20 protein-coding genes are annotated in these 20,272 nt (G+C 75.7%); 8 read left to right on the top strand and 12 right to left on the bottom strand.

Annotated features, from left to right (window positions below; genetic code table 11):
• Nucleotides 1-81 precede the first annotated feature (81 nt).
• From AC0GKK_RS26025 to AC0GKK_RS26040, 4 genes are all read right to left on the bottom strand, one after another.
• Nucleotides 82-681, bottom strand: coding sequence for a TetR/AcrR family transcriptional regulator (locus AC0GKK_RS26025; RefSeq protein WP_251782213.1), 600 nt, complete (start codon nucleotides 679-681; stop codon nucleotides 82-84).
• A gap of 40 nt (nucleotides 682-721) precedes the next feature.
• Nucleotides 722-1,207: a peroxiredoxin gene (locus tag AC0GKK_RS26030; RefSeq protein ID WP_405416657.1), complete on the bottom strand. Its 486-nt coding sequence runs from the start codon at nucleotides 1,205-1,207 to the stop codon at nucleotides 722-724.
• 150 nt (nucleotides 1,208-1,357) lie between these two features.
• A complete protein-coding gene (locus AC0GKK_RS26035; protein ID WP_405416658.1) occupies nucleotides 1,358-2,581 on the bottom strand; it encodes a PucR family transcriptional regulator in 1,224 nt (407 codons plus the stop codon).
• Between the two features lie 11 nt (nucleotides 2,582-2,592).
• Nucleotides 2,593-3,054, bottom strand: coding sequence for a GreA/GreB family elongation factor (locus AC0GKK_RS26040; protein WP_476651742.1), 462 nt, complete (start codon nucleotides 3,052-3,054; stop codon nucleotides 2,593-2,595).
• A 196-nt stretch (nucleotides 3,055-3,250) separates the two neighbouring features.
• On the opposite strand from AC0GKK_RS26040, the gene AC0GKK_RS26045 reads away from it, so the two are divergent.
• Nucleotides 3,251-4,519 carry an NAD(P)/FAD-dependent oxidoreductase gene (locus tag AC0GKK_RS26045; RefSeq protein WP_405416661.1) on the top strand — a complete coding sequence of 423 codons (1,269 nt, stop codon included), beginning with the start codon at nucleotides 3,251-3,253 and terminating at the stop codon, nucleotides 4,517-4,519.
• 51 nt (nucleotides 4,520-4,570) lie between these two features.
• Here the strand turns inward: AC0GKK_RS26045 and AC0GKK_RS26050 are convergent, their stop codons facing one another.
• A complete protein-coding gene (locus AC0GKK_RS26050) occupies nucleotides 4,571-6,475 on the bottom strand; it encodes a primary-amine oxidase (protein WP_489882788.1) in 1,905 nt (634 codons plus the stop codon).
• Nucleotides 6,472-7,998 carry an APC family permease gene (locus AC0GKK_RS26055; protein ID WP_489882789.1) on the bottom strand — a complete coding sequence of 509 codons (1,527 nt, stop codon included), beginning with the start codon at nucleotides 7,996-7,998 and terminating at the stop codon, nucleotides 6,472-6,474. Before AC0GKK_RS26055 ends, AC0GKK_RS26050 begins: the two co-directional genes overlap by 4 nt.
• Before the next feature lie 210 nt (nucleotides 7,999-8,208).
• On the opposite strand from AC0GKK_RS26055, the gene AC0GKK_RS26060 reads away from it, so the two are divergent.
• Together AC0GKK_RS26060 and AC0GKK_RS26065 are read left to right on the top strand one after the other, a co-directional pair.
• The gene (locus AC0GKK_RS26060) at nucleotides 8,209-9,633 is read left to right on the top strand and encodes an APC family permease (protein WP_251782216.1); all 1,425 of its coding nucleotides are present in this window, start codon (nucleotides 8,209-8,211) and stop codon (nucleotides 9,631-9,633) included.
• Nucleotides 9,630-10,367, top strand: coding sequence for an IclR family transcriptional regulator (locus AC0GKK_RS26065; RefSeq protein ID WP_489882790.1), 738 nt, complete (start codon nucleotides 9,630-9,632; stop codon nucleotides 10,365-10,367). Before AC0GKK_RS26060 ends, AC0GKK_RS26065 begins: the two co-directional genes overlap by 4 nt.
• A 27-nt stretch (nucleotides 10,368-10,394) precedes the next feature.
• Here AC0GKK_RS26065 and AC0GKK_RS26070 read toward each other — a convergent pair whose 3' ends face one another.
• Nucleotides 10,395-10,781, bottom strand: a complete 387-nt coding sequence (locus AC0GKK_RS26070) for a DUF6319 family protein (protein WP_307799818.1) — start codon at nucleotides 10,779-10,781, stop codon at nucleotides 10,395-10,397.
• Between the two features lie 195 nt (nucleotides 10,782-10,976).
• Between AC0GKK_RS26070 and AC0GKK_RS26075 the strand changes: the two genes are divergently transcribed.
• Nucleotides 10,977-11,357: a VOC family protein gene (locus tag AC0GKK_RS26075; RefSeq protein WP_476651740.1), complete on the top strand. Its 381-nt coding sequence runs from the start codon at nucleotides 10,977-10,979 to the stop codon at nucleotides 11,355-11,357.
• A gap of 3 nt (nucleotides 11,358-11,360) precedes the next feature.
• Here AC0GKK_RS26075 and AC0GKK_RS26080 read toward each other — a convergent pair whose 3' ends face one another.
• Nucleotides 11,361-12,008 (bottom strand): TMEM175 family protein, encoded by a 648-nt coding sequence (locus AC0GKK_RS26080; RefSeq protein WP_346104851.1) that lies wholly within the window; start codon nucleotides 12,006-12,008, stop codon nucleotides 11,361-11,363.
• A gap of 70 nt (nucleotides 12,009-12,078) precedes the next feature.
• On the opposite strand from AC0GKK_RS26080, the gene AC0GKK_RS26085 reads away from it, so the two are divergent.
• On the top strand, nucleotides 12,079-13,095 hold the full coding sequence (locus tag AC0GKK_RS26085; RefSeq protein WP_489882791.1) for an alcohol dehydrogenase catalytic domain-containing protein: 1,017 nt from the start codon (nucleotides 12,079-12,081) through the stop codon (nucleotides 13,093-13,095).
• On the opposite strand, the gene AC0GKK_RS26090 is transcribed toward AC0GKK_RS26085, so the two are convergent.
• Nucleotides 13,080-13,328 (bottom strand): hypothetical protein, encoded by a 249-nt coding sequence (locus tag AC0GKK_RS26090; RefSeq protein ID WP_489882792.1) that lies wholly within the window; start codon nucleotides 13,326-13,328, stop codon nucleotides 13,080-13,082. The two genes, AC0GKK_RS26085 and AC0GKK_RS26090, sit on opposite strands and share 16 nt — an antisense overlap.
• Before the next feature lie 157 nt (nucleotides 13,329-13,485).
• On the opposite strand from AC0GKK_RS26090, the gene AC0GKK_RS26095 reads away from it, so the two are divergent.
• Nucleotides 13,486-14,793 carry an MFS transporter gene (locus AC0GKK_RS26095; RefSeq protein WP_489882793.1) on the top strand — a complete coding sequence of 436 codons (1,308 nt, stop codon included), beginning with the start codon at nucleotides 13,486-13,488 and terminating at the stop codon, nucleotides 14,791-14,793.
• Between the two features lie 81 nt (nucleotides 14,794-14,874).
• Here the strand turns inward: AC0GKK_RS26095 and AC0GKK_RS26100 are convergent, their stop codons facing one another.
• Nucleotides 14,875-15,849 carry a threo-3-hydroxy-L-aspartate ammonia-lyase gene (locus AC0GKK_RS26100; protein ID WP_489882794.1) on the bottom strand — a complete coding sequence of 325 codons (975 nt, stop codon included), beginning with the start codon at nucleotides 15,847-15,849 and terminating at the stop codon, nucleotides 14,875-14,877.
• A 135-nt stretch (nucleotides 15,850-15,984) separates the two neighbouring features.
• Between AC0GKK_RS26100 and AC0GKK_RS26105 the strand changes: the two genes are divergently transcribed.
• Together AC0GKK_RS26105 and AC0GKK_RS26110 are read left to right on the top strand one after the other, a co-directional pair.
• Nucleotides 15,985-16,374: a hypothetical protein gene (locus tag AC0GKK_RS26105; protein WP_482637726.1), complete on the top strand. Its 390-nt coding sequence runs from the start codon at nucleotides 15,985-15,987 to the stop codon at nucleotides 16,372-16,374.
• Between the two features lie 31 nt (nucleotides 16,375-16,405).
• A complete protein-coding gene (locus tag AC0GKK_RS26110) occupies nucleotides 16,406-17,209 on the top strand; it encodes a class F sortase (protein WP_489882795.1) in 804 nt (267 codons plus the stop codon).
• Between the two features lie 156 nt (nucleotides 17,210-17,365).
• Here the strand turns inward: AC0GKK_RS26110 and hrpB are convergent, their stop codons facing one another.
• Nucleotides 17,366-19,999, bottom strand: coding sequence for an ATP-dependent helicase HrpB (gene hrpB, locus AC0GKK_RS26115; protein WP_489882796.1), 2,634 nt, complete (start codon nucleotides 19,997-19,999; stop codon nucleotides 17,366-17,368).
• Between the two features lie 16 nt (nucleotides 20,000-20,015).
• Nucleotides 20,016-20,165: a hypothetical protein gene (locus AC0GKK_RS26120; protein WP_208825523.1), complete on the bottom strand. Its 150-nt coding sequence runs from the start codon at nucleotides 20,163-20,165 to the stop codon at nucleotides 20,016-20,018.
• Nucleotides 20,166-20,272: the final 107 nt, after the last annotated feature.

The following is a 20,272-nucleotide window of genomic DNA, read 5'->3' on the forward strand; positions in this document are numbered from 1 at the left end:
CGTCTGGTGCGACGGCACGGCGCCGGATCTGACACCGTGTCAGATCACGATGGTAGGGCCCCGACGCGGGTAAGGCTAGCCTCAGTCGCGCGCAACCGTCGAGACCGCTCGCAGCACGGCCGCGACCGCCGTCGCGATCGTCGCGTCGAGCTCCGCCGGGTCGACGTCGACGATCCGCCTGCTCGACAGCGCCCCCGCCACGACGGCGGCGAGCACCCGGGGGTCGTCGTCGACCAGGCAGCCCTGCGCCGCGCCCTCGCGCAGCACCGCCACCAGCCGGTCGGAGATGGGGTCGGCGTGCGCGGCGATCCGGCGGTAGGCGGCCGGGTCGAGGGCACCGGCCAGCGCCTGGCCGGGCGGGAGGTGGAACTCGGCGAGGCGGCGCAGCTGCAGCCGGGCGAAGGCGGCGAGCCGTTCGCGGGGGTCCGCGGCCTCGGCGAGCGCGGCGTCGAGCTCGGCGACGTAGCGCTCCGCCTCGTGCTCGACGAACGCGACGAGCAGGGCCTGGCGGTCGGGGAAGTGGTTGTAGAGCGCCGAGCGCCCCACGCCGGCGGCCGCGGCGACCCCGGACAGGGTCACCGTGTCGAAGCCGCGTTCGTAGAGCTGCACGCGCAGGGCGTCGAACACCCGCTCGCGCACCTGCTCGCGGTGCGTCGCCAGCGAGCCCAGGACCTTCGGCACGCGGGCCAGTGTAGGCCCGCGTGCCGGTCGGCCCGGAACCTCAGAGCTGCGCGAGCACCGACTCGACGCCGGACACCTCGACCGAGGACGGGACGTCCTCGACGCCGATCCACTGCACCACGCCGTCCTTGATGATCGCGGCGTAGCGCTTCGAGCGGGTGCCGAGGCCGAACTTCGAGCCGTCCATGTCCAGTCCGGCGGCGGTGGCGAACTCGGCGTTGCCGTCGGCCAGCATCAGCACGGCGTCGCCGACGTTGCGGGCGTCCGCCCAGGCGCCGAGCACGAAGGCGTCGTTGGCCGCGGTGCAGACGACGGTGTCGACGCCCTTCTGCTTCAGCTCGTCGGCCCGCAGCACGAAGCCGGGCAGATGGGTGTCGGAACAGGCCGGGGTGAAGGCCCCGGGAACGCCGAACAGCACGACGGTGCCGCTGCCCAGGGCGGTGGCGCTCTGCACCGGCTTGGGGCCGTCGGCGGTCGGGGTCATGAGCTGGACGTCAGGGACGGTGTCCCCTGCGGCGAGTGCCACGGATCCTCCTGTGGATCGGCGATCGGATCGGTAGCGACCCTAGTGCCCGGCCCGATCCGGATCAGCGCCCCGGCCTCGGCGTGCGTGAGCGGGCGGGCCGGGTCCGGATGCAGCGTCTGCGCGCCGACGACCGCGGCCGGCGTCCCCGGCTCAGCCCGCGTCGCCGGGCGGGAGGTCACGGCCGGGCCAGCCGAGCAGCCGGGCCCCGAGCACGGCGGCGTGCAGCGTGAAGCGCTGCGCGGGGTCGGCCGGATCGTGGCCGGTCAGCTCGGCGATCCGCTCCAGGCGGTAGGAGACGGCACGGACCGACAGGTGCAGCTGCCGCGCGGTCCCGGCGACCACGCAGCCGGTGGCGAAGTAGGCCTCCAGGGTGTCCAGCAGCGGGGCCGCGCCGCCGCGCGCCCCGGCCAGCGGCACGGCGACGGTCTGCACCAGGTCGGTGATCGCCGGCTGGTCCCGCAGCAGCACCCGGTACACCAGCATGTCCTCGGCCCGCAGTACCTGCGCCGGCAGCTGCAGCCTGCCCGCCGTCGTCAGTGCCTCCCTGGCTTCCTCGTAGGAACGGGCGATCCCGTAGGACCCCGAGTGTGCGCGCCCCACCGCGACCCGCCAACCGGTGGGGCGCCCGGTGCGGGTCAGCTCGCGGTGCAGCAGGTCGCCGAGGCTGCCGGCACCGATGCCCGCCGGGGCGATGACGACGATCCGGCCGTCCTTGGTGGCGACCAGGACGTCCCGGTCCCCGACCCCGCGCACGACGGTGCGTTCCAGGGACGCCGGCACGGCGTCCACCCGCGCCGGGCGGCCGTCCGGCGCGGCCAGCGCGACCTGGTGCGGCCGGCCCAGGTCCATCCCGAACGGTTCGGCCCGCGCGACCAGCCCGCCGGCGTCACCGTCTCCACGCAGCAGGTCCTCGATCAGCTCACGGCGCAGTGTCTCCTCGTGTCGTACCAGGTCCCGGCGGGCCGCGGTGTAGCCGTCGGCGAGCCCGGCCACCGCCAGGTCCACCGCCCGCATGACCGCCTCCGCTGCGTTCGCCGTGGTCCCGGCGTCCCGGAAGTGCGCGGTCGGCGGGATCTCCCGCCACAGCCGCCAGGCGGCAGACAGGTAGAGCTGTACCGCGTTCCCCGCGCCGACCCCCAGCTCGGCGGCCCGTCCGCCGTTGCGCCGCACCGCGTCCAGTTCGGCGTCCGAGGGCAGTCTGCCGGTCGCCGCAGCGTCGGCCAGTACCCGCAGGAAGCCGCCGAGCAGCTCGGGCGGGACGCCGCCCGCCCCGCGCCCGGCCTCGTCGGCGACCCGGCGCAGCCAGGCATCCGAGACCGGCGCGTCCGGCTGCCGGATCCCGTTGTTGCCCCCGGCGCGTTCCGTCCCGTACACGATGCGTCGGGTCAGTGCTCGAAGGGCACGGCGCGGAGCAGCGTGCACTCCGCCGACCCGCCGTCCGGGAGCTGGTACCGGACGACGTCCCCCTGGTGCGCGCCGTGCAGCGCGCGGCCGAGTGGGGAGTCCGGCGAGCAGATCATGGTCCCGTCGGAGCGGATCCGGTTCTCGTCGTGCGAGAGCAGGAAGGTCTCGGTCTCGCCGTCGTCGTAGCGCACGGTGACCGCCATGCCGGGCTCGGCGACGCCGTCGTCCGGCGGCCGGTCGCCGACCACAGGATCGTGCAGCAGCTCCTGCAGCCGCCGGATCCGTTGCTCGCGGTCGCGCTCCTCGGCCCCCGGCCCGTCCGGACTGTCGTGCTCGCGGCCGTCGACCACGGCCACGGCCCTCCGCTGCTGCAGCAACGTCCGCAGCTCGGCATGCAGTTCCTGGTGGCTTCGCTCGGTCAGCCAGACCCGGGTCACGCTCATCGTCCACTCCTCGTACGGCGGGTGTGCGGCGATGTGCCGGACTCCCCGCAGGCAGAACTACCACGAGCTGCCATAAACGGCTTCCACGTTGCCGGATCCCGGCAAGCCCGCGGTCCCGGACGCTGCCCGGGACGACCGTGCCGGCACGACCCGATGGGCCCCAGACTCGGATTGCGATCATGGAGGAGGAGCAGTGATGGAGAGTGGACGGGCGCCGGTGCCGCGCCGGGTCGCGGTGGTGGGTGCGGGAATGCTCGGCCTGTCGACGGCGTGGTTCCTGCTGCGTGACGGGATCGACGTCGAGGTGTTCGAGGAGCGCACGGCCGGATCGGGGGCGTCCTGGGGCAACGCGGGCTGGTTGGCCCCGGCCCTGACCACACCGCTGCCGGGGCCCGCGATGCTGCGCGTCGGGATCCGGGCCGCGCTGGACCCGTCGTCACCGGTCTACGTGCCGCCGCGGGCGAACCCGCGACTGTGGCGCTTCCTCGCGGGGTTCGTCCGGAACAGCACGCCGGCCCGGCACCGGCGGGGGTTGGCCGCCTACCGTGACGTCAACGAGCTGGCGCTGGACGCCGTCGACGAGATCGCCGCCGGCGGTGCCGATCTCGCGATGCGCCCGGCCGGGGAGTTCCTGGTCTGCTTCGACGACCTCGCGGGGCGCGGCGAGCTGCTCGCGGAGCTGGCGGCGATGGCCGAGACCGGTCAGAAGGTCGGACACGACGTGCTCGACGGCGACGAGGCCCGGTCCCGGGCCCCGATGCTCTCCGACCGGGTGGCCGGCGCGGTCGCCCTGCACGACCAGCGGTTCGTGGACCCGCCCCGGTGCCTGGCCGGCCTGGCCGGTGCGGTCACCTCCGGCGGTGCGCTGCTGCGGGAGGGCGCCGGCGTCACCGGTGTGCACGACGACGGCGGTGCGGTCACGGTCCGCTGGACCCAGGAGGGCCGGCCCGACGAGACCCGGTTCGACGCGGTCGTGCTCGCCACCGGCGCGCTCGGCACCGGGCTGTCCCGGCCGTTCGGCGTGCGGACCCCGGTGCAGGCCGGGCGCGGGTACAGCTTCGCCGTACCGGTGACCGAGCTGCCTGAGGGGCCGGTGTATCTCCCGGCCCAGCGGGTGGCCATGACACCGCTGGGGGACCGGCTGCGGATCGCGGGGATGATGGAGTTCCGGGCACCCCAGGAGCCGCTCGACCCGCGCCGGATCGCCGCGATCACCCGCGCGGTGGAGCCGTTCCTGCGGGGTGCCGATCTCACCGACCGGGCCGACGAGTGGGTCGGTTCCCGGCCGTGCACCCCGGACGGACTCCCGTTGGCCGGGCCGACCCGTTCACCGCGGGTGTTCGTCGCGGGCGGGCTGGGGATGTGGGGCATGGTGCTGGGCCCGCTCACCGGCCGGCTGGTGGCGGAGAACATCGTGACCGGCCGGGTCCCCGACGCGCTGCGGCCGTTCGCCCCGACCCGCTGAGGCGGCTCCGCGGGGTCGCCCCCGCAGAGCCTGCCCTCAGTGGTGATCCGTTCAGTGGCAGTTCCTCGACTCCACCGGTGGCACGTCCAGCGCCGGGTTGCGATCGAAGAAGCCGGCCGGCTTCAGGACGAAGCCGGTGTAGTCGACCGGCATGACCGGCCAGTCCTCCGGCCGCGGGAAGTGGGTCAGCCCGAAGGTGTGCCACAGCACGACGTCCTGGCCGTCGAGGTCGCGGTCCGCGGCCACCCAGGACGGCAGCCCGTCCCCACCCGGGTTCTGGTTGACGAAGTCACCGGCCGGGTAGCGCTGCGCCGGGTCGTAGCGGGTCACCCACAGCGCCTTCGAGGCGAACGTCGCCCGCGCGTGGATCGACGACGCCGGGTCCGCCAGCAGGGTGGGCTGCCCGTGCGGGTGCAGGACGTAGCCGACCGGCCGTCCCAGCGCGTTGGTCTTCTCGGTGTTCTCCACGTGCCAGACCCGCCCGGACCCCGGGTCGGCGTCCCGCTGGGCGTGGGACTCCGAGGTCAGCCGGGTCGCCGAGCGGGCGAACGCGTTGCCGTAGGCGTTGCCCTCGCCCATCGGCACGCGGACCGCCTCGACCTCCTCGACGGCGTTGGCCGTGCCGTCGACGGTCATGTCCAGCCGCGCGGAGAACAGATGCTGGTGGAACGGCGCGCCCAGGCCGGGCGCGACCTCGGTGGCGTACTCGCCGGGCGTGCCGGAGGTGAACACGATGCCGGTCGCCTTGCACTCCAGCTCGATGGTGCCGTCGAGGTAGAGGTACCAGTAGAAGCCGTAGTCGTAGTTGCCGATCGGGGTGAAGAACGAGATCACCAGGCGACGCTGGCGGCGCACCTCACGGGCGCCGGTGAAGATGTCGGTGTGCTTCCAGAGGACGCCGTGGTCCTCCTCGTGCATGCAGATGGCGTTGCTGATCGTGCGCGGGTTGCCCAGGTCGTCGGCGACCACCGCGTCGAGGTAGTGGATGTCGCCGAGGCAGTCGCAGCCCAGCTGCAGGGAGTCGGCGTAGCGGGCGAACATGTACTCGCCGCAGTCGAAGTAGTTCTGCCAGAACCGCACCGGCGCCGGGTCGGCATAGGGCACGACCATCTCCGCGACCGAGGCGCGGTAGCAGATCGGGCGCTCGTCGAAGGCGATCTGGTGCAGGGTCAGGCCCTCGCGCTCGTTGAACCCGACCCGCAGGTCCCACTTGCCCCAGCGGACCCGGCCGTCGGTGACGGTGAACGAGCGCCCCTCGGGCTGCGTGATCTCGATCGGCTTGAGCGAGGTCATGTGCTCGCCCTGTACGGCCGGGTCGTCGAAGTTCCCGCTGGTCGCGGGCACCGGCACGACGCCGGTGTCGATCACCCGGTCGACCGTGCGGGCGGTGAGGTCGACGTAGGCGACGAGCCCGTCGACGGGATGTGCCCAGGCGTGGTCGGCCTCGTGGTCCTGGCGGAACCCGAAGGCGCGGGCGAGGCGGCGGCCCTTCTCCCCGGGGATGTCGTAGACGCCGGCCGACAGCGGCACGGCGCGCACCGAGGCGGGCTCCAGCCCGCGCTTCTCCAGCGCGGCGAGCCAGTCCGGCGAGGCGTTCAGGACGTCCTCGATGAACTCGAACTCCGAGTCGATGATCGGCGGCTGCCCCTCCCGCTCGGGCTCCAGCTCGCGGCAGGACACCAGCTCACGACGGGTGGCCGAGACGACCGTGTCGTGGGAGCGCCCGGTGCCCAGGTCCAGCAGCACCGCGCGGAAGCTGCGCTCGGCGTCGGCGCCCTCGGGGTGGGCGAGGACCTCGGACTTGGGCGGCTCCTCGGGGGCGAAGAACGCGAAGCGGACGTGCTCGGTGAGCAGCCCAGCCGCGGCGAGGACCTCGCGGACGACGGTCACCTCGGCCTCCGTGGTCGGGGCCAGCGGGTGGCTCGCGGTAGTGCGCGGCTCCTGGACGGCGGTCATCGGGTCTCCTCCTGGAGGTCGGTTCCGGCGGTGTCGTGCCCGGTGTCGTGCCCGGTGACGGTTCCGGGCGCGTCGGGCGAGGGCAAGGTCCCGGGGCGGTCACCCGTGAACCGGGTCAGGACCGTCCCGAGCACGAACGCGGCGACCAGGACCCCGCCGATGGCGGTGGCCAGCGCGGGGGAGCCGCCGATGAGCGTCGGGAAGTTCGCGACGGTCAGCCACAGGCAGACCAGCAGACCGGCCAGCCCCAGCGCCGGGGCCAGGGCGGTGTGCCAGAACCGGGTGTCGACGCGCGAGCGGCGGAAGAACACGAGCACCGCGGCGCAGGTCAGCGCCATCAGGGCGAGCACCCCGAGGGTTGCGGTCCCGGTCATCCAGGCGAACACCTGGGTCACCGGGTCCATCCCGGTCACCGCGAACACCGCGATCAGCGCCAGCGCGGTGCCCGACTGGGCCGCCGAGGCGGCGTGCGGCGAGGCGTGCCGGGCGTGGCTGCGGCCCAGCGCGGCGGGCATCGAGCCGGCGTTGCCGAGGGCGAACAGGTAGCGCGAGAGCACGTTGTGGAACGACAGCAGCGCCGCGAACAGGCTGGTGACCAGCAGGACCTGGGCCAGGTCGCCGCCGACGGGGCCGAGCACCGCGGTGATCGTCGCGACGATCATGTTCCCGGGGTCCTCGGTCGCGCGGGCCACGGCGCCGTCGTCGCCCCAGGCGGAGACGACCGCCCACGACGACAGCGTGTAGAACGCGCCGATCAGCACGAGGGCCAGGTAGGTCGCGCGGGGGATGGTGCGCCCGGGGTCGCGGGCCTCGTCGCGGAACACCGCGGTGGCCTCGAACCCGATGAACGACGCGATCGCGAACATGATCGCGATGCCGAGCGAACCGGACAGGAACTGCGACGGCACGAACAGCGCCGTCGAGCGGCCGGAGCCGAGCCCGCCGGTCGCGGCGACGACGGCGTCGAACACCAGCACGATCGCGACCTCGGCGACCAGCAGCGTGCCCAGAACCCTGCCGGACAGCTCGATGTGGCGGTAGCCGAGCACCCCGGCGACGACGAGCGCCAGGGCCGCGTAGAGGTACCAGGGCAGGGCGGGCCCGCCGTAGTGCTGCACCAGCGCGTCGACGGTCGCGCCCAGGTAGCCGTACACCGCGGCCTGCACCGCGGTGTAGGTGACCAGCGCGAGGAAGGCCGAGCCCAGGCCCGGCGCGGCGCCGAGCCCGCGGGCGACGTAGGCGTAGAACGCGCCGGCACCCGGCACGTGCCGCGACATCGCGCAGAAGCCCACCGCGAACAGCAGCAGCACCACCGCGCACAGCACGAAGGTCATCGGGAACGCGGCGCCGTTGCCCGCGGCCAGTCCCAGCGGCACCGTCCCGGCGACGACGGTCAGCGGCGCGGCCGCGGCGACCACCATGAACACGATCGACCCGGCGCCCAGCGTCCCGCGCAGACGGTGCCGGTCCGCGGGCTCCGGGGACGGCGACGGTGGTGACGGGCGGGGCGCGGGTGCGCTCACGGTTCCTCCTGGCGGTCGAGGCGGACGTCGGGTGCCGGGACGGTGGCCGGTGCCGCGGACCGTGCACAACGCCGGATCCCGTGTGGTGCGAATCACCGGCGGTGGTGTTCCCGCGCTGCGGGAACGGCGCCGGAGTGTTTCTCGTTCGACCCGTCGTCGCTGGTCATGGCGTCGACACGGGGAGCTAGTGTCCGCGGGCGAGGATCACCGGTGAGGGCGGGAGGGGGCGTCGTGACGTCGTTGCGTGATCGGTCACCGGTGCACGGTCTGGCCCGGCGACGGGTGGGCCCGGCCGACGTCGCGGCGCAGTCGATCGCCGGCTCGGCACCCTCGGCGGCGATGGCGGCCACCCCGGTGATCGTCGCGGGAATGGCCGGGGCGGGGACGGTGTGGTCGTTCGTCGTCGCCGGTGTGCTCGCGCTGCTCGTCGCCGCCTCGGTCGCCCGGTTCACCCGCCGGATGGCGGCACCCGGGGGGATCTACACGCTGACCGCGCAGGGCCTCGGCGCCGGACCGGCGTTCGCGGCCGGGATCGCGACGCTGGCCGGGTACCTGCTGCTGTGCGGCGCGGCGATCGCGGGTGCCGTGGCCTACCTCGGCCCGTTGTGCGGGCCGTGGGCGACCGGGCCGCTCGCGTCGGCACTGCTCGCCGTCGCGGTCGGCGCGGTGGTGACCGCGCTGGTCGTGCGCGGGGTCCGCCCCGCGGCCCGGGTGGTGCTGCTGGTGGAGGCGGTCGCGGTCGCGGTGCTGGTCGGGGTGTTCGTGGTGCTGCTCGTCGGCGGCCCGCTGCCCGGCCCCGGCGCGCCCGTCCCGCCCGCCGGCCCGGGAGCGGTCGCCGCGGGCGTGGTGCCCGCGCTCGCGGCGTTCATCGGGTTCGAGGTGGCGACCTCGCTCGGGGCCGAGGCCCGGCGCCCGTTCCGGTCGGTGCCGCGCGCGGTCACGGCGACCGCGGCGGTGACCGCGGTGCTCTACGTCTTCGCGGCCGCGGTGCAGGTCGCCGGGTTCGCCGCAGTCCCGGGCGGGCTCGCCGGGCAGACCCAGCCGGTGCAGGTCCTCGCCGTCGCCCGCGGCTGGTCCTGGATCCCCCCGCTGCTCGACGCCGCGCTCGTCCTGTCCTTCCTCGCCTGCGCGGTCGCGACGACCACCGCGCTGTCGCGGGTGCTGTTCGCCCTGGCCCGCGACGGCGTCGTGCCCCGCCCGCTGGGGCGTACCCACCGCCGGTTCCGGACCCCGCACGTCGCCGTCGGGCTCGGGGCGCCCGCGGCGACGCTCGCGGTCGCCGTCCCGGTCGCGCTGGGCGTCCCCGTCGGGACGGTGCTCGCCGCGCTGCTCGGCGTCGCGACGGTCGGATTCCTCGTCGGCTACGTGCTGGTCTGCCTGGCCGCGCCGGCGTTCCTGCGCCGCATCGGCGAGCTGACCCCGGCCGCGGTCGCGACCGCGGTGGTGGCCGTCCCGTCGCTGGTCGCGGCCCTGGTCGCGTTCGTCGTCGCCGCCCCGGCCACCGGGATCGCGCTCGCCGCGGCGCTCGGGGCCGGTGCGGTGTGGGCCGTCGTGCTGCGCCGCCGCGGGCGGCTGCACGGCCTGGGCGTCTACGACGAGACCGTCGCCTCCGACGTCTGGGGGCGGGCCCGGTGACGGTGGACCCGGCGACGATCAGCGGACGCCAGCCACGGGCCGTGCGGACCGCGCTCGCGGTGCTCGAGGAGGTCGTCGCGGCCGGACCCGGGGTCACCGCCAAGGAGATCTCGACGGCGCTGCGGCTGCCCCCGGCGACCACCTACCGGGTGCTGAACCTGCTCGTCGGCGAGGAGTACCTGGTCCGGCTGCCCGACCTGCGCGGCTTCGCGCTCGGGCGCCGTGCCGCGCGGCTGTCCCCGGTCGCGGTCCCGCGGTTGCCGACCGCCGCGCGCACCGTCGTCGACCACCTGCGCGGCCGCGTCCGGTGGGGCGTGCACCTGGCGATCTTCGACGGCGCCCGGCTGCAGGTCCTCGACCCGGACCCGGACCACCCGCCCAGCGACGCCGACCTGCTCGCCCGGCTGCCCCAGGCCTCCGCGCTGGGCAGGCTGCTGCTCGCCGAGCAGCCCGACTGGCGGGCCCTGGTCCGCGACCTGCGCCCGGTCACCGACCGCACCGTCACCGACCCGGACGCGCTCGACGCCGTCCTCGACGCCGTCCTGGCCACCCAGACCGGTCAGCTGCGCCCGGACCGCGGGTGCCTGGCCGTACCGGTCCGTTCGCCCGCCGACGGGGCGCTCGTCGCGGGTCTCGCGCTGTCCGGCCCGGCGACCCGGGTCGCCGACCCGGACCCCGAGCTGGTCACCCTCCTGCGCGAGCACGCCACGACACTGGGGCCGCTGCTCGGCTGAGCCACCGCGCCGGTCACCCCGGCGCGGTCACTGCTCCAGCTCGGCCAGGTCCTTGCGGGCCTGCTCCAGCTCGGCCTCCAGCTCCGCCACCCGCGCGGCCTTCGCCGACCGGGCGCCCTCGATGAGCTCGTCGACCGGGCCGGACAGGTCGGCGTGCAGCGCCGCAGCCGCCGCGGACACCGCCGACGCCGTCACCGGCAGGCCGCGGGCCACCCACGTGGTGCCCTGCTTCAGCTCGGCCTGCCAGTCGCCGTCGGCGGAACCGCTGACCGTCAGGGTCATGGTCACGACCCGGGTGGTGCGGGCCGTCGAACCCGGTGGCCTGCCCCGCCTCCGCTTCGGCGGCTCGGGCGCCGGGGTGCTCGCGGTGTCCGCGGGCGGGGTCTCCCCGCCGGTCGTCAGCTCGTCGTCCACGTGCGTCCTCGTCCCTCTCCACCCGGCTGCACGGCCAGGTACAAGGGCGATTCACGAACGCCCGTTCGCCCGTAGCGACCCGCCCGATTGGTCCGTGTGGGTGTCGACGTCGGACGCCCGGTCGCGGTCCGGGGCGGTGGCGGTCACCCACAGGAGGATCTGCGTCCGGGTGGCCCGGCTGCCAGCATCGCGGGCATGCGCATCGACCACCTCGACCACCTGGTGCTGACCGTCGCCGACATCGACGCCACCGTCGCCTTCTACACCCGCGTGCTCGGGATGGAGGCCGTCGAGTTCGGCGGCGGGCGCCGCGCACTCGCCTTCGGCCCGAGCAAGATCAACCTGCACGAGGCGGGGCGGGAGTTCGAGCCGAAGGCCGAGCGGCCCACTCCGGGCAGCGCCGACCTGTGCCTGATCACCCTCGACCCGATCGAGCAGGTCCGGCGCGAGCTGGCCGAGGCCGGCGTGGCCGTCGAGGAGGGGCCGGTCGAGCGGACCGGGGCCCGGGGTCCGCTGCTCAGCGTCTACCTGCGCGATCCGGACGGGAATCTCGTCGAGATCAGCAACGAGGTCTGAGCCTCACGCGGTGTCCGGCGTGCCCGCCTGCGCGCGGGCCCGCGCCGCGCGGTGCTCGGGGAACAGCCGCTCGGCGACGGCCGAGACCGGGACGGTCAGCAGCCAGGACAGCATCGCCCAGGTCGGGCTCAGCGGGGCGATCACCAGCGACGGCAGGAACGACACCACCGGCGCCAGCCCGTTGACCAGCGTGTGGCGGGCCTCGTCCGGGGTCACGTCGGCGCGGGTCAGGCGGCCTCGGTAGGAGCCGTAGGCCCACATCGCGGCGGAGAACGAGCCGATGACGACCAGCGTGGCCGCATAGAGCACGACGGCCGCGGTGCTGTCGCCGTGCCCGCCGAGCAGCGACGTCGGGAACGGCAGGAACGCGATGCCGAACAGGTAGCCGAGGTTGAGCGTCATCATCCGGGCGTCGGCGCGGTCGAAGCGGGCGAACAGCTGGTGGTGGACCGTCCAGTACCGCCCGATCACCGCGAAGCTCAGCGCGAAGGTGAGCATCCGCGGCAGCAGCTCCACCAGCTGCGGGGCGACCGGGCCCGGGCCGATCTCGGCGTCGGTCAGCGGCAGCACCAGCAGCGTGATCGCGATGGCGAACACCCCGTCGCTGAAGAACGTGATCCTTTCCAGCCCGACCTCGACCCGACGCCGCATCCCTGTCCTTTCCCCGTGCAACGGCGCTCATCGTGCCCCACCGGCCGCCATGGACCTAGGCTGGTCCGTCGTGACGTCCCCGCTCGTGCGCACCGTCCGCTTCCACTCCACGGGCGGCCCGGAGGTGCTGCGGATCGAGCGGCTGCCGCTGCGCGCCCCGGGCCCGGGGGAGGTGCGGATCCGGGTGCACTCGGTCGGGCTCAACCGCTCCGAGGTCAACTTCCGCCGCGGCACCTACCTCGTCGCCCCGGTGCTCCCCGCGGGCCTGGGCAGCGAGTGCTCGGGCACCGTGCTCGGGACCGGTCCGGGGGTGACGGGCTGGGCGCCCGGCGACGAGGTGTGCGTGATCCCGGCGTCGTCGCAGAACGAGCACCCGGTCTACGCCGACGAGGCCGTCGTACCGGTCCGGTCGCTGCTGGCCCGCCCGCCCGGTCTCGACGACGACGGCGCCGCCGCGCTGTGGATGCCGCTGCTGACGGTGTGGGGCATGACCCGCCACGCCGTCCGGCTGCGGGAGGGGGACCGGCTCGTCGTCACGGCCGCGGCGAACAGCATCGGGGCCGCGGCGCTGCAGGTCGCGCGGCACCTCGGGGTGCACGCCGTCGCCGTCGTGCCCGACGACCGGCACGCCGCGGTCCTGCGCTCCGCCGGGGCCGCCGAGGTGCTGACCGGCACGCCCGACGCCGAGACGCTGCGGTCCGCGCTCGGCGGCGGTGCCGACCTGGTCCTCGACGCCGAGGGCGGGCCCGGCGTCGCCCGGCTGGTGCGGGCCTGCGCCCCGGGCGGCGCGGTGATCGTCCACGGCGGACTGTCCGGGGAGCCGACACCGCTGCCCGCGGCCGGGTACGCGCCGGTGTGGCTGCGCCGCTTCCACGTCCGCGAGGTCACCGGCGACGCGGCGGTGCTGGCCCGCGCCGAGGCGTTCGCCCGCGCCGGGCTCGCCGCGGGCACGCTCACCCCGCTGGTGGAGCGGGTCTTCGACCTGGACGACGGCGTCGCGGCCGTCGCCGCCGCGCACGCGCACCTGGAGTCACCGGACCGGGCTCCGGGCAAGCCGGTGCTGCGGACCGGTCAGCGGAACAGGTAGGCGCCCAGCAGGGCGTTCCCGACGCCGGCGACCAGGCCGAGGCCGCCGAGCGCGATCGCGACGACGGCGGTGCGCCCCGCACCGCGCCGGCGGGCCGTGACACCCATCCACATCGCGACCGCCCCGCCGGCCCAGCCGAGCACGGCCAGGAGCAGGGCGCCGATCGCGGCGAGCGCGCCCAGGAACGCGGCCTGCCGGGCGAGACGGTCGGCCTCGGCGGCGGTGTGCGGCACGGGGCCTCCTCGACGGCGGGGGCCCCGACCGTAGCGGGACATGGGCACGGTCACGGTCGTTCGCATTGCTCATGACATGTGTTGCGTGATGCAATGTTCACCAGGTCCGATACGTCCATGATCTCTCCGGGGTCCGTTCCCGGGGGAAGGCGATGACATGTCCCGAACATCCGGTGCGGCGCACGCCCCCAGCCCGTTCCGCCAGCCCAAGGCCGTCTGGGCGGTGGCGTTCGCCTGCGTCATCTCGTTCATGGGCATCGGGCTGGTCGACCCGATCCTGCCGTCGCTGTCCGGGCAGCTGCACGCCACGCACGCCGAGGTCGAGCTGCTGTTCACCAGCTACCTCGTCGTGACCGCGATCGCGATGCTGGTGACCGGCTGGGTGTCGTCCCGGATCGGCGCGAAGAGGACCCTCATCACCGGCCTCGCGCTGATCGTGGTGTTCGCGGCGCTGGCCGGGGCGTCGTCGGGGATCTGGGGCATCGTCGGCTTCCGGGCCGGCTGGGGCCTGGGCAACGCGCTGTTCATCGCGACCTCGCTCGCGGTGATCGTCGGCTCGGCCTCGGGCGGCTTCGCCGGTGCGATCGTGCTCTACGAGACCGCGCTCGGCGTGGGCATCGCCACCGGTCCGCTGCTCGGCGGCCTGCTCGGCAACGTCTCCTGGCGGGGACCGTTCTTCGGCGTCTCGGTGCTGATGCTGATCGCGCTCGTCGCGACCGTCGTGCTGCTGGAACCGACGCCGGTCCCGACCCGCAAGGCACGGTTCTCCGAACCGCTGGCCGCCCTGCGCCACCGCGCGCTCGCCACCACCAGCGGGGTCGGGCTGTTCTACAACTGGGGCTTCTTCACCCTGCTCGGCTACGCACCGTTCCTGATGGGCGGGCTCGACCCGATCTCGCTCGGTGCGGTGTTCTTCGGCTGGGGGCTGCTCGTCGCGGCCTTCGCGGTGTTCGGCGCGCCCTGGCTCAAGGACCGCTTCGGCACCGCGCGCACCCTCTACGGCGCGCTCGTCGGCATCGCGGTGCTGCTCGCGGCCATCGGGCTGTTCGACGACGTGCCCGCCGTGGTGATCGTCGCGGTGATCCTGTCCGGCATCGTGGTCGGCGTCAACAACACACTGGTGACGACGGCGGTCATGTCGATCTCGCCGGTGCCCCGCCCGACCGCGTCGGCCACCTACGGGTTCGTCCGGTTCATCGGTGGCGGCCTCGCCCCGTTCGCCGCGGGACTGATGGCCGCGGCCGTCGGCGCCTCGGTGCCGTTCCTGATCGCCGCGGTCGTCGTGCTGGTGGGAGTGGCGCTGCTCTCGACGATCCGCCGTGACCTGGACGCCGCCGACGCCGAGGCCGAGCAGCCCGGCCCGTCGCACGAGCGCGCCGCCGCCGAGGAGGCCGTCCGGGAGGTGCCCGGGCTGCCGACCGAGGCGGTGATCGCCGAGGACGCGCTGCAGCACGACCGGCGCTGAGACCCTCCGCCCCGACCGGGCCCCGTCCGGACCGTCCGGACGGGGCCCCTCCGTGTCGTGCCGCCCGGGCCGGTGGCGCGGTCAGCCGGTGACGAGGGCGGCGAAGCGGTCCAGGTCGACGTTGCCACCGGAGATCGTGACGCCGATCCGCATCCCCGCCCACCGCTGCGGGTCCGCGGCGACGGCCGCCCGCACGCCCGCGAAGGCCAGCGCCCCGGTCGGCTCGACGAGCACCTTGTAGCGCGCCGCGAACAGCGCCATCGACTCGACCAGGGCGGTGTCGGGCACGGTCACGATGTCGGTGACGAGCTGCGCGATCACGGGGAACGTGTGGTCGCCGAGGTGGGTGGTGGCGGCGCCGTCGGCGAGCGTGCGGGGCTGCGGGATGCGCACGACGTGCCCGGCGCGCAGGGACTGCAGGCCGTCGTCGCCGGCCTCGGGCTCGACGCCGTACACCTGGGCGTCGGGGGACAGGGCCTGCGTCGCGAGCAGTGATCCGGAGAGCAGCCCGCCCCCGCCGAGGCAGACGAACAGCGCGTCGAGCGGGCCGTGGTCCTCCAGCAGCTCCAGCACCGCGGTGCCCTGCCCGGCGATGACGTGCGGGTGGTCGTAGGGCGGGACGAGGGTGAGCCCACGCTCCTCCGACAGCGCGGTCGCGATGGCCGCGCGGTCCTCGGCGTAGCGGTCGTAGCCGACGACCTCGGCGCCGTAGCCGCGGGTGGCGGCGAGCTTCGAGGCCGGGGCGTCGTGCGGCATCACGATCGTCGCGGGGACCTCCAGCAGCTGCGCGGCCAGCGCCACGGCCTGGGCGTGGTTGCCCGAGGAGTACGCGACGACCCCCGCCCGCCGCTGTGCCGTGGACAGCCGGGACAGCGTGTGGAACGCCCCGCGGAACTTGAAGCTCCCGGTGCGCTGGAGGTTCTCCGCCTTCACGAACACCTGTGCGCCGAGCTCGGCGTCGGTGAGCCGGGAGGTGAGGACGGGGGTGCGGTGGGCGTGGCCGCGCAGGATCGCTGCCGCGGCACGGACGTCGTCGGGGGTGGGGAGAGCGTTCACCGGACCACCTTCCGCCGCCCGGCGGAGCCGGTTCAAGCCCGTTCGGATCCATTCACGATCGGGTGTAACGACCGACACGTCCGGATCGCTGCTACCTGCGTGGCTCCCCCCACGTTCCCCGGAAGGACACCCCCGATGCGCCTCCGCTCCCTGTCCGCCGCCGTGCTCCTCGCGACCGCGGCCGCCCTCCCGCTCGCCGGTACGGCCTTCGCCCAGGACCGCAACTGCGACGACTTCGCCGGCCAGGCCGACGCCCAGTCTGCCCTGACCCCGGGTGACCCCTACGGACTCGACCGCGACAACGACGGTCAGGCCTGCGAGGACCACGACTACGGCAGCGCGGCGTCCCCGGCCGCGGTCGAGGCCGCCTCCGACGACTCCACCCAGGTCACCGCGACGCCGGTCGGTGGCGTCGAGGCCGGTGGCGGCCCGGCCGACGTGCTGCCGCTGGCGCTCGGTGCCGTCGTCGCCGGTGGCATCGGCGCGGTCGCGGTGCGGCGCGTCGCCGCCGGTCGCCGCGGCTGACCCCGGCACCGTGCCCGGTCCCGTCCTCCCGGTGCCCGGACCCGCCGCACCGCCCGGTGCGCGGGCCGGGCGCCGCCCCGTGGCCGGGGACCGGTCCGGGCGCGGGACGGTGGCCGGGGACCACGCCGAGCGCGGAACGGTGGCCGGGGACCGGGCCGGGACGGTGCGGCGCGGGAGCCCGGACGGCGGGCGACGGGCGCGGCGACGGGCCGGTGCACTGCGCCGGGTGACGCGGGTGCTGGCGCCGGTCGGTGTCCTCACCGCCGCGCTGCTGCTCGCCGACCCCGCGGGCGCACCCGAGCCCGGGGCGACGGCCGTCGCCTCCGTCCCGGTGCCCGCTCCGGCGCCCGCGCCGGGGGCGTTGCTGCCGCCGGGGCCCGCGCCGCTGGTGCGGTCCGAGCCGGCCCGGCTGCGGGTCGACCGGCTCGGGCTCGACACCGTGCCCCGGCCGATGGGGCTGGCCGCGGACCGGTCGATGGAGGTCCCCGCGGATGCGGGCACGGTCGGCTGGTACACCGGCGCACCGACCCCGGGGGAGGTCGGTCCCGCCGTGCTCACCGCGCACGTCGACTGGAAGGGACTGCCCGGCGCCTTCGCCGACCTGGACACCCTCGAGCCCGGCGACGAGATCCGCGTCGACCGCGCCGACGGGACGTCGGTGGTGTTCGCCGTGCGCCGGGTGGGGCGCTTCCCCAAGGCGGAGTTCCCGACCGCCGAGGTCTACGGCGATCTCGACCACGCGGGCCTGCGACTGATCACCTGCGGCGGGGTGTTCGACCGGTCGGCCCGCAGCTACGTCGACAACGTCGTGGTGTTCGCCGACCAGGTCCGCTGAGCGTCCGGACCGCGCCCCACGCCCCACGGAGCGCGGTCCGGACGCACCACGAACGCCGAGATGCAGCTCAGCGGGCTGTGGAGATCGACAATTCCCGCTGAGCTACATCTCGGCGACCGGACCGGCTGGACCGGGTCGCCGGGCGGGGTGCGGGTCTCATCTCCGGCGTCCGGTGCCCCGTCCCGGTGTCGCGGTCCGCGGGTCCTCGGGCCAGGCGTGCTTCGGGTAGCGCCCGCGGAGCTCGGCCCGGACCTGCGGGTAGGCGTTGTCCCAGAACGAGTCCAGGTCCGCGGTGACCGCCGTCGGACGCCCGGCGGGGGAGAGCAGGTGCAGCACCACCGGGACCCGCCCGTCGGCGACGGCCGGGGAGCCGGTCCACCCGAACACCTCCTGGACCTTCACCGGCAGGGCCGGGGCCGCGCCGGAGTAGTCCAGTGCGATCCGGGACCCGGTGGGGACGGTGAGCCGCTCCGGGGCCAGCTCGTCGATCCGCCCGGCGAGCCCGCCCACGGACGCGGCGACGTGGCGGCGCAGCGCGGGGCCGGCGTCGACCCGGGCCAGGTCGGAGCGTCGCCGGGCGGTGGCGAGCGGACCGGCCAGCCACCCGGCGGGATCGGCGGCCGAGTCGAGCAGCGCCTCCTCGGACACGTCGGGCCACGGTGCGCCCAGCACCCGGTGCAGGAAGCCCAACCGCTCGCGCAGGGAGACCGCCCCCGCGCTCCAGCGCAGCAGCCCGGTGCCCTCGGCACGCAGCCCGGCGACGAGCGCGTCACGGACGGCGCCGGGGTCGGGGGAGCGGTCGGGCTTCTCCGACAGCACGATCGCGCCGAGCCGGTCGACGGTGCGGGCGCGGACGTCGCCGTCGCTCCAGACGGCCTCCGAGCCGGTGACTCGCAGCGGTGCGGCGGCCCGCAGCGCGGTCGCGGCGTCGGTGGTCGCGGCGAGGCGGACCCGGCCGTGGGTCTGCCCGGGGCGCCGGTCGGCGACGGCGACGGCCAGCCACTCGGCGTCGCGCAGCGGGCCGGGCGGGACCTCGACGGCGGTGCCACCGGTCATCAGGAACACCCCGGCCGCGGCGTCGCGGCGCCGGGCGAGCCGCTCGGGGTAGGCGAGCCCGGTGACCAGCGCGACGAGTTCGCCGCCCGGTGCCCCCGCGGCGCGCCCGGCCCGTTCGCGCGTACGGCCCGGGGCCGCGGCGGCCGGGCCGGAGTGCGCCCCGGCTCCCGGCGAGGTGCCCGGCGACACGGTGGCGGTCGGCGAGGCGGCGACCGAGGAGGAGGCGGGCGACGAGGCGCGGGCGCGGCGCAGTGCACCGGTCAGGCGGTCCCGGTCCCCACGCCACCGCCCGGCGCCGGGGGCGTCGCCGGAGCGCAGCCGGGTCAGTGCGGCGGTCAGGTCGTCGGCGGGACCGGCGAGGGTGTCGTCGTCGAGGACGGCGACGATCCCGGCGACCTCCCGCGGGTCCCCACCGGCGGCGACGCCGTCGAGCAGGGCCCTGGCGAGGCGCGGGTGCAGGCCCAGCGCGGAGATCCGCCGTCCCCGGTCGGTGACCGCGCCTCGCGTGTCGATCGCGTCGAGTGCGGTCAGCACCGTCCGTCCGGCGGCCAGCGGACCGGGCGGCGGGGCGTCCCACCAGCGCAGACCGCTGCCGTCGGGGGTGCCCCAGACGGCGAGGTCCAGCGCGAGCGCGGTGAGGTCGGCGGTGCGGATCTCGGGGTCCGGGGCGTCGGCGAGGACCTCTCCCTCGGGCCAGCAGCGGTAGGCGACGCCGGGTGCCTCCCGGCCGGCGCGACCCGCGCGCTGGATCGCGACCGCGCGCGAGACCCGCCGCGTCACGAGGCCGGACAGTCCGCGCCGGTGGTCGGTGTGCGGGACCCGGACCAGCCCGGAGTCGACGACGGCCCGGACACCGGGCACGGTCAGGCTGGACTCGGCGACGGCGGTGGCGAGCACGATCCGGCGCCGCGGCCCGTCGCGCAGCGCCGCGTCCTGCTCCGCGGCGGGCAGCCTGCCGTGCAGCGCGAGGACGTCGGCGTCGGGTCCCAGCTCGCGCAGCGCCGACGCGGTCCGCCCGATCTCCGCGACGCCCGGCAGGAACGCCAGCACGCTGCCGTGCTCGAGCGCCCGCACGCACGTCCGGGCGACGGTGTTCTCGATCCGCTCGCTCCCGCCGCGACCGGCCCGGGCGGGCGGGACGTGGGCGACGGCGACGTCGTAGCTGCGTGCGGCGACCTCCAGCACCGGCGCGGGCCGGTCGTCGTCGCCCAGCAGTACGGCCGGGCGGGCCGCGTCGAGGGTCGCGGAGGTGGCGAGCAGCCGCAGGTCGGGCCGCAGCCCGTCGCGGGCGTCGAGCAGCAGGGTGAGCAGCAGGTCGGCGTCGAGGTGACGCTCGTGCACCTCGTCGAGGACGACGGTGGACACCCCGGCCAGCTCCGGGTCCCCGGCGAGACGGCGCAACAACAGGCCGGAGGTGACGACCTCGACCCGGGTGCCCGGCCCGGTGCGGGCGTCGCCGCGGACGCGGTAGCCGACCGGCCCACCGACCTCGGTCCCCAGCAGCGACGACATCCGGGCCGCGGCGGCCCGGGCGGCGACCCGGCGCGGCTCGGCGACCAGCACCGTGCCCCCGGGTGCCGGGCCGGAGCCGTCGAGCCCGGCCAGGGCGAGCGGCACGAGGGTGGTCTTGCCGGTCCCGGGCGGGGCGACGAGCACGGCGGCGCCGCGGTCGTCCAGCGCCGCCCGCAGCTCGTCGAGGACGGCGCGGACCGGCAGGTCGGGGAGTGGGGGCATCACTCCCGAGTATGGGTCAGGCCAGCCCGCTGTAGGACAGCACCATGATCACGACGACGGCGGCGGCCAGTCCGGCGGTGATCAGCAGCAGCACCCAGCCCGGCAGCGCGGTCTCGTCGAGGACGGGGGCCGCGGGACGGTGGGTGGCGGCGGTGGTGGCGGGCATCGTTGCTCCTGCGGTTCGGACTGCGTCAGACGGACGAACCTGATGTCGCGCACGGACCAGGAACCGTTAACCGTGGTCCCCGAAACTGATGACGGCTAGGTTCGGAG

Source organism: Pseudonocardia sp. P-1 (genome assembly GCF_058111925.1).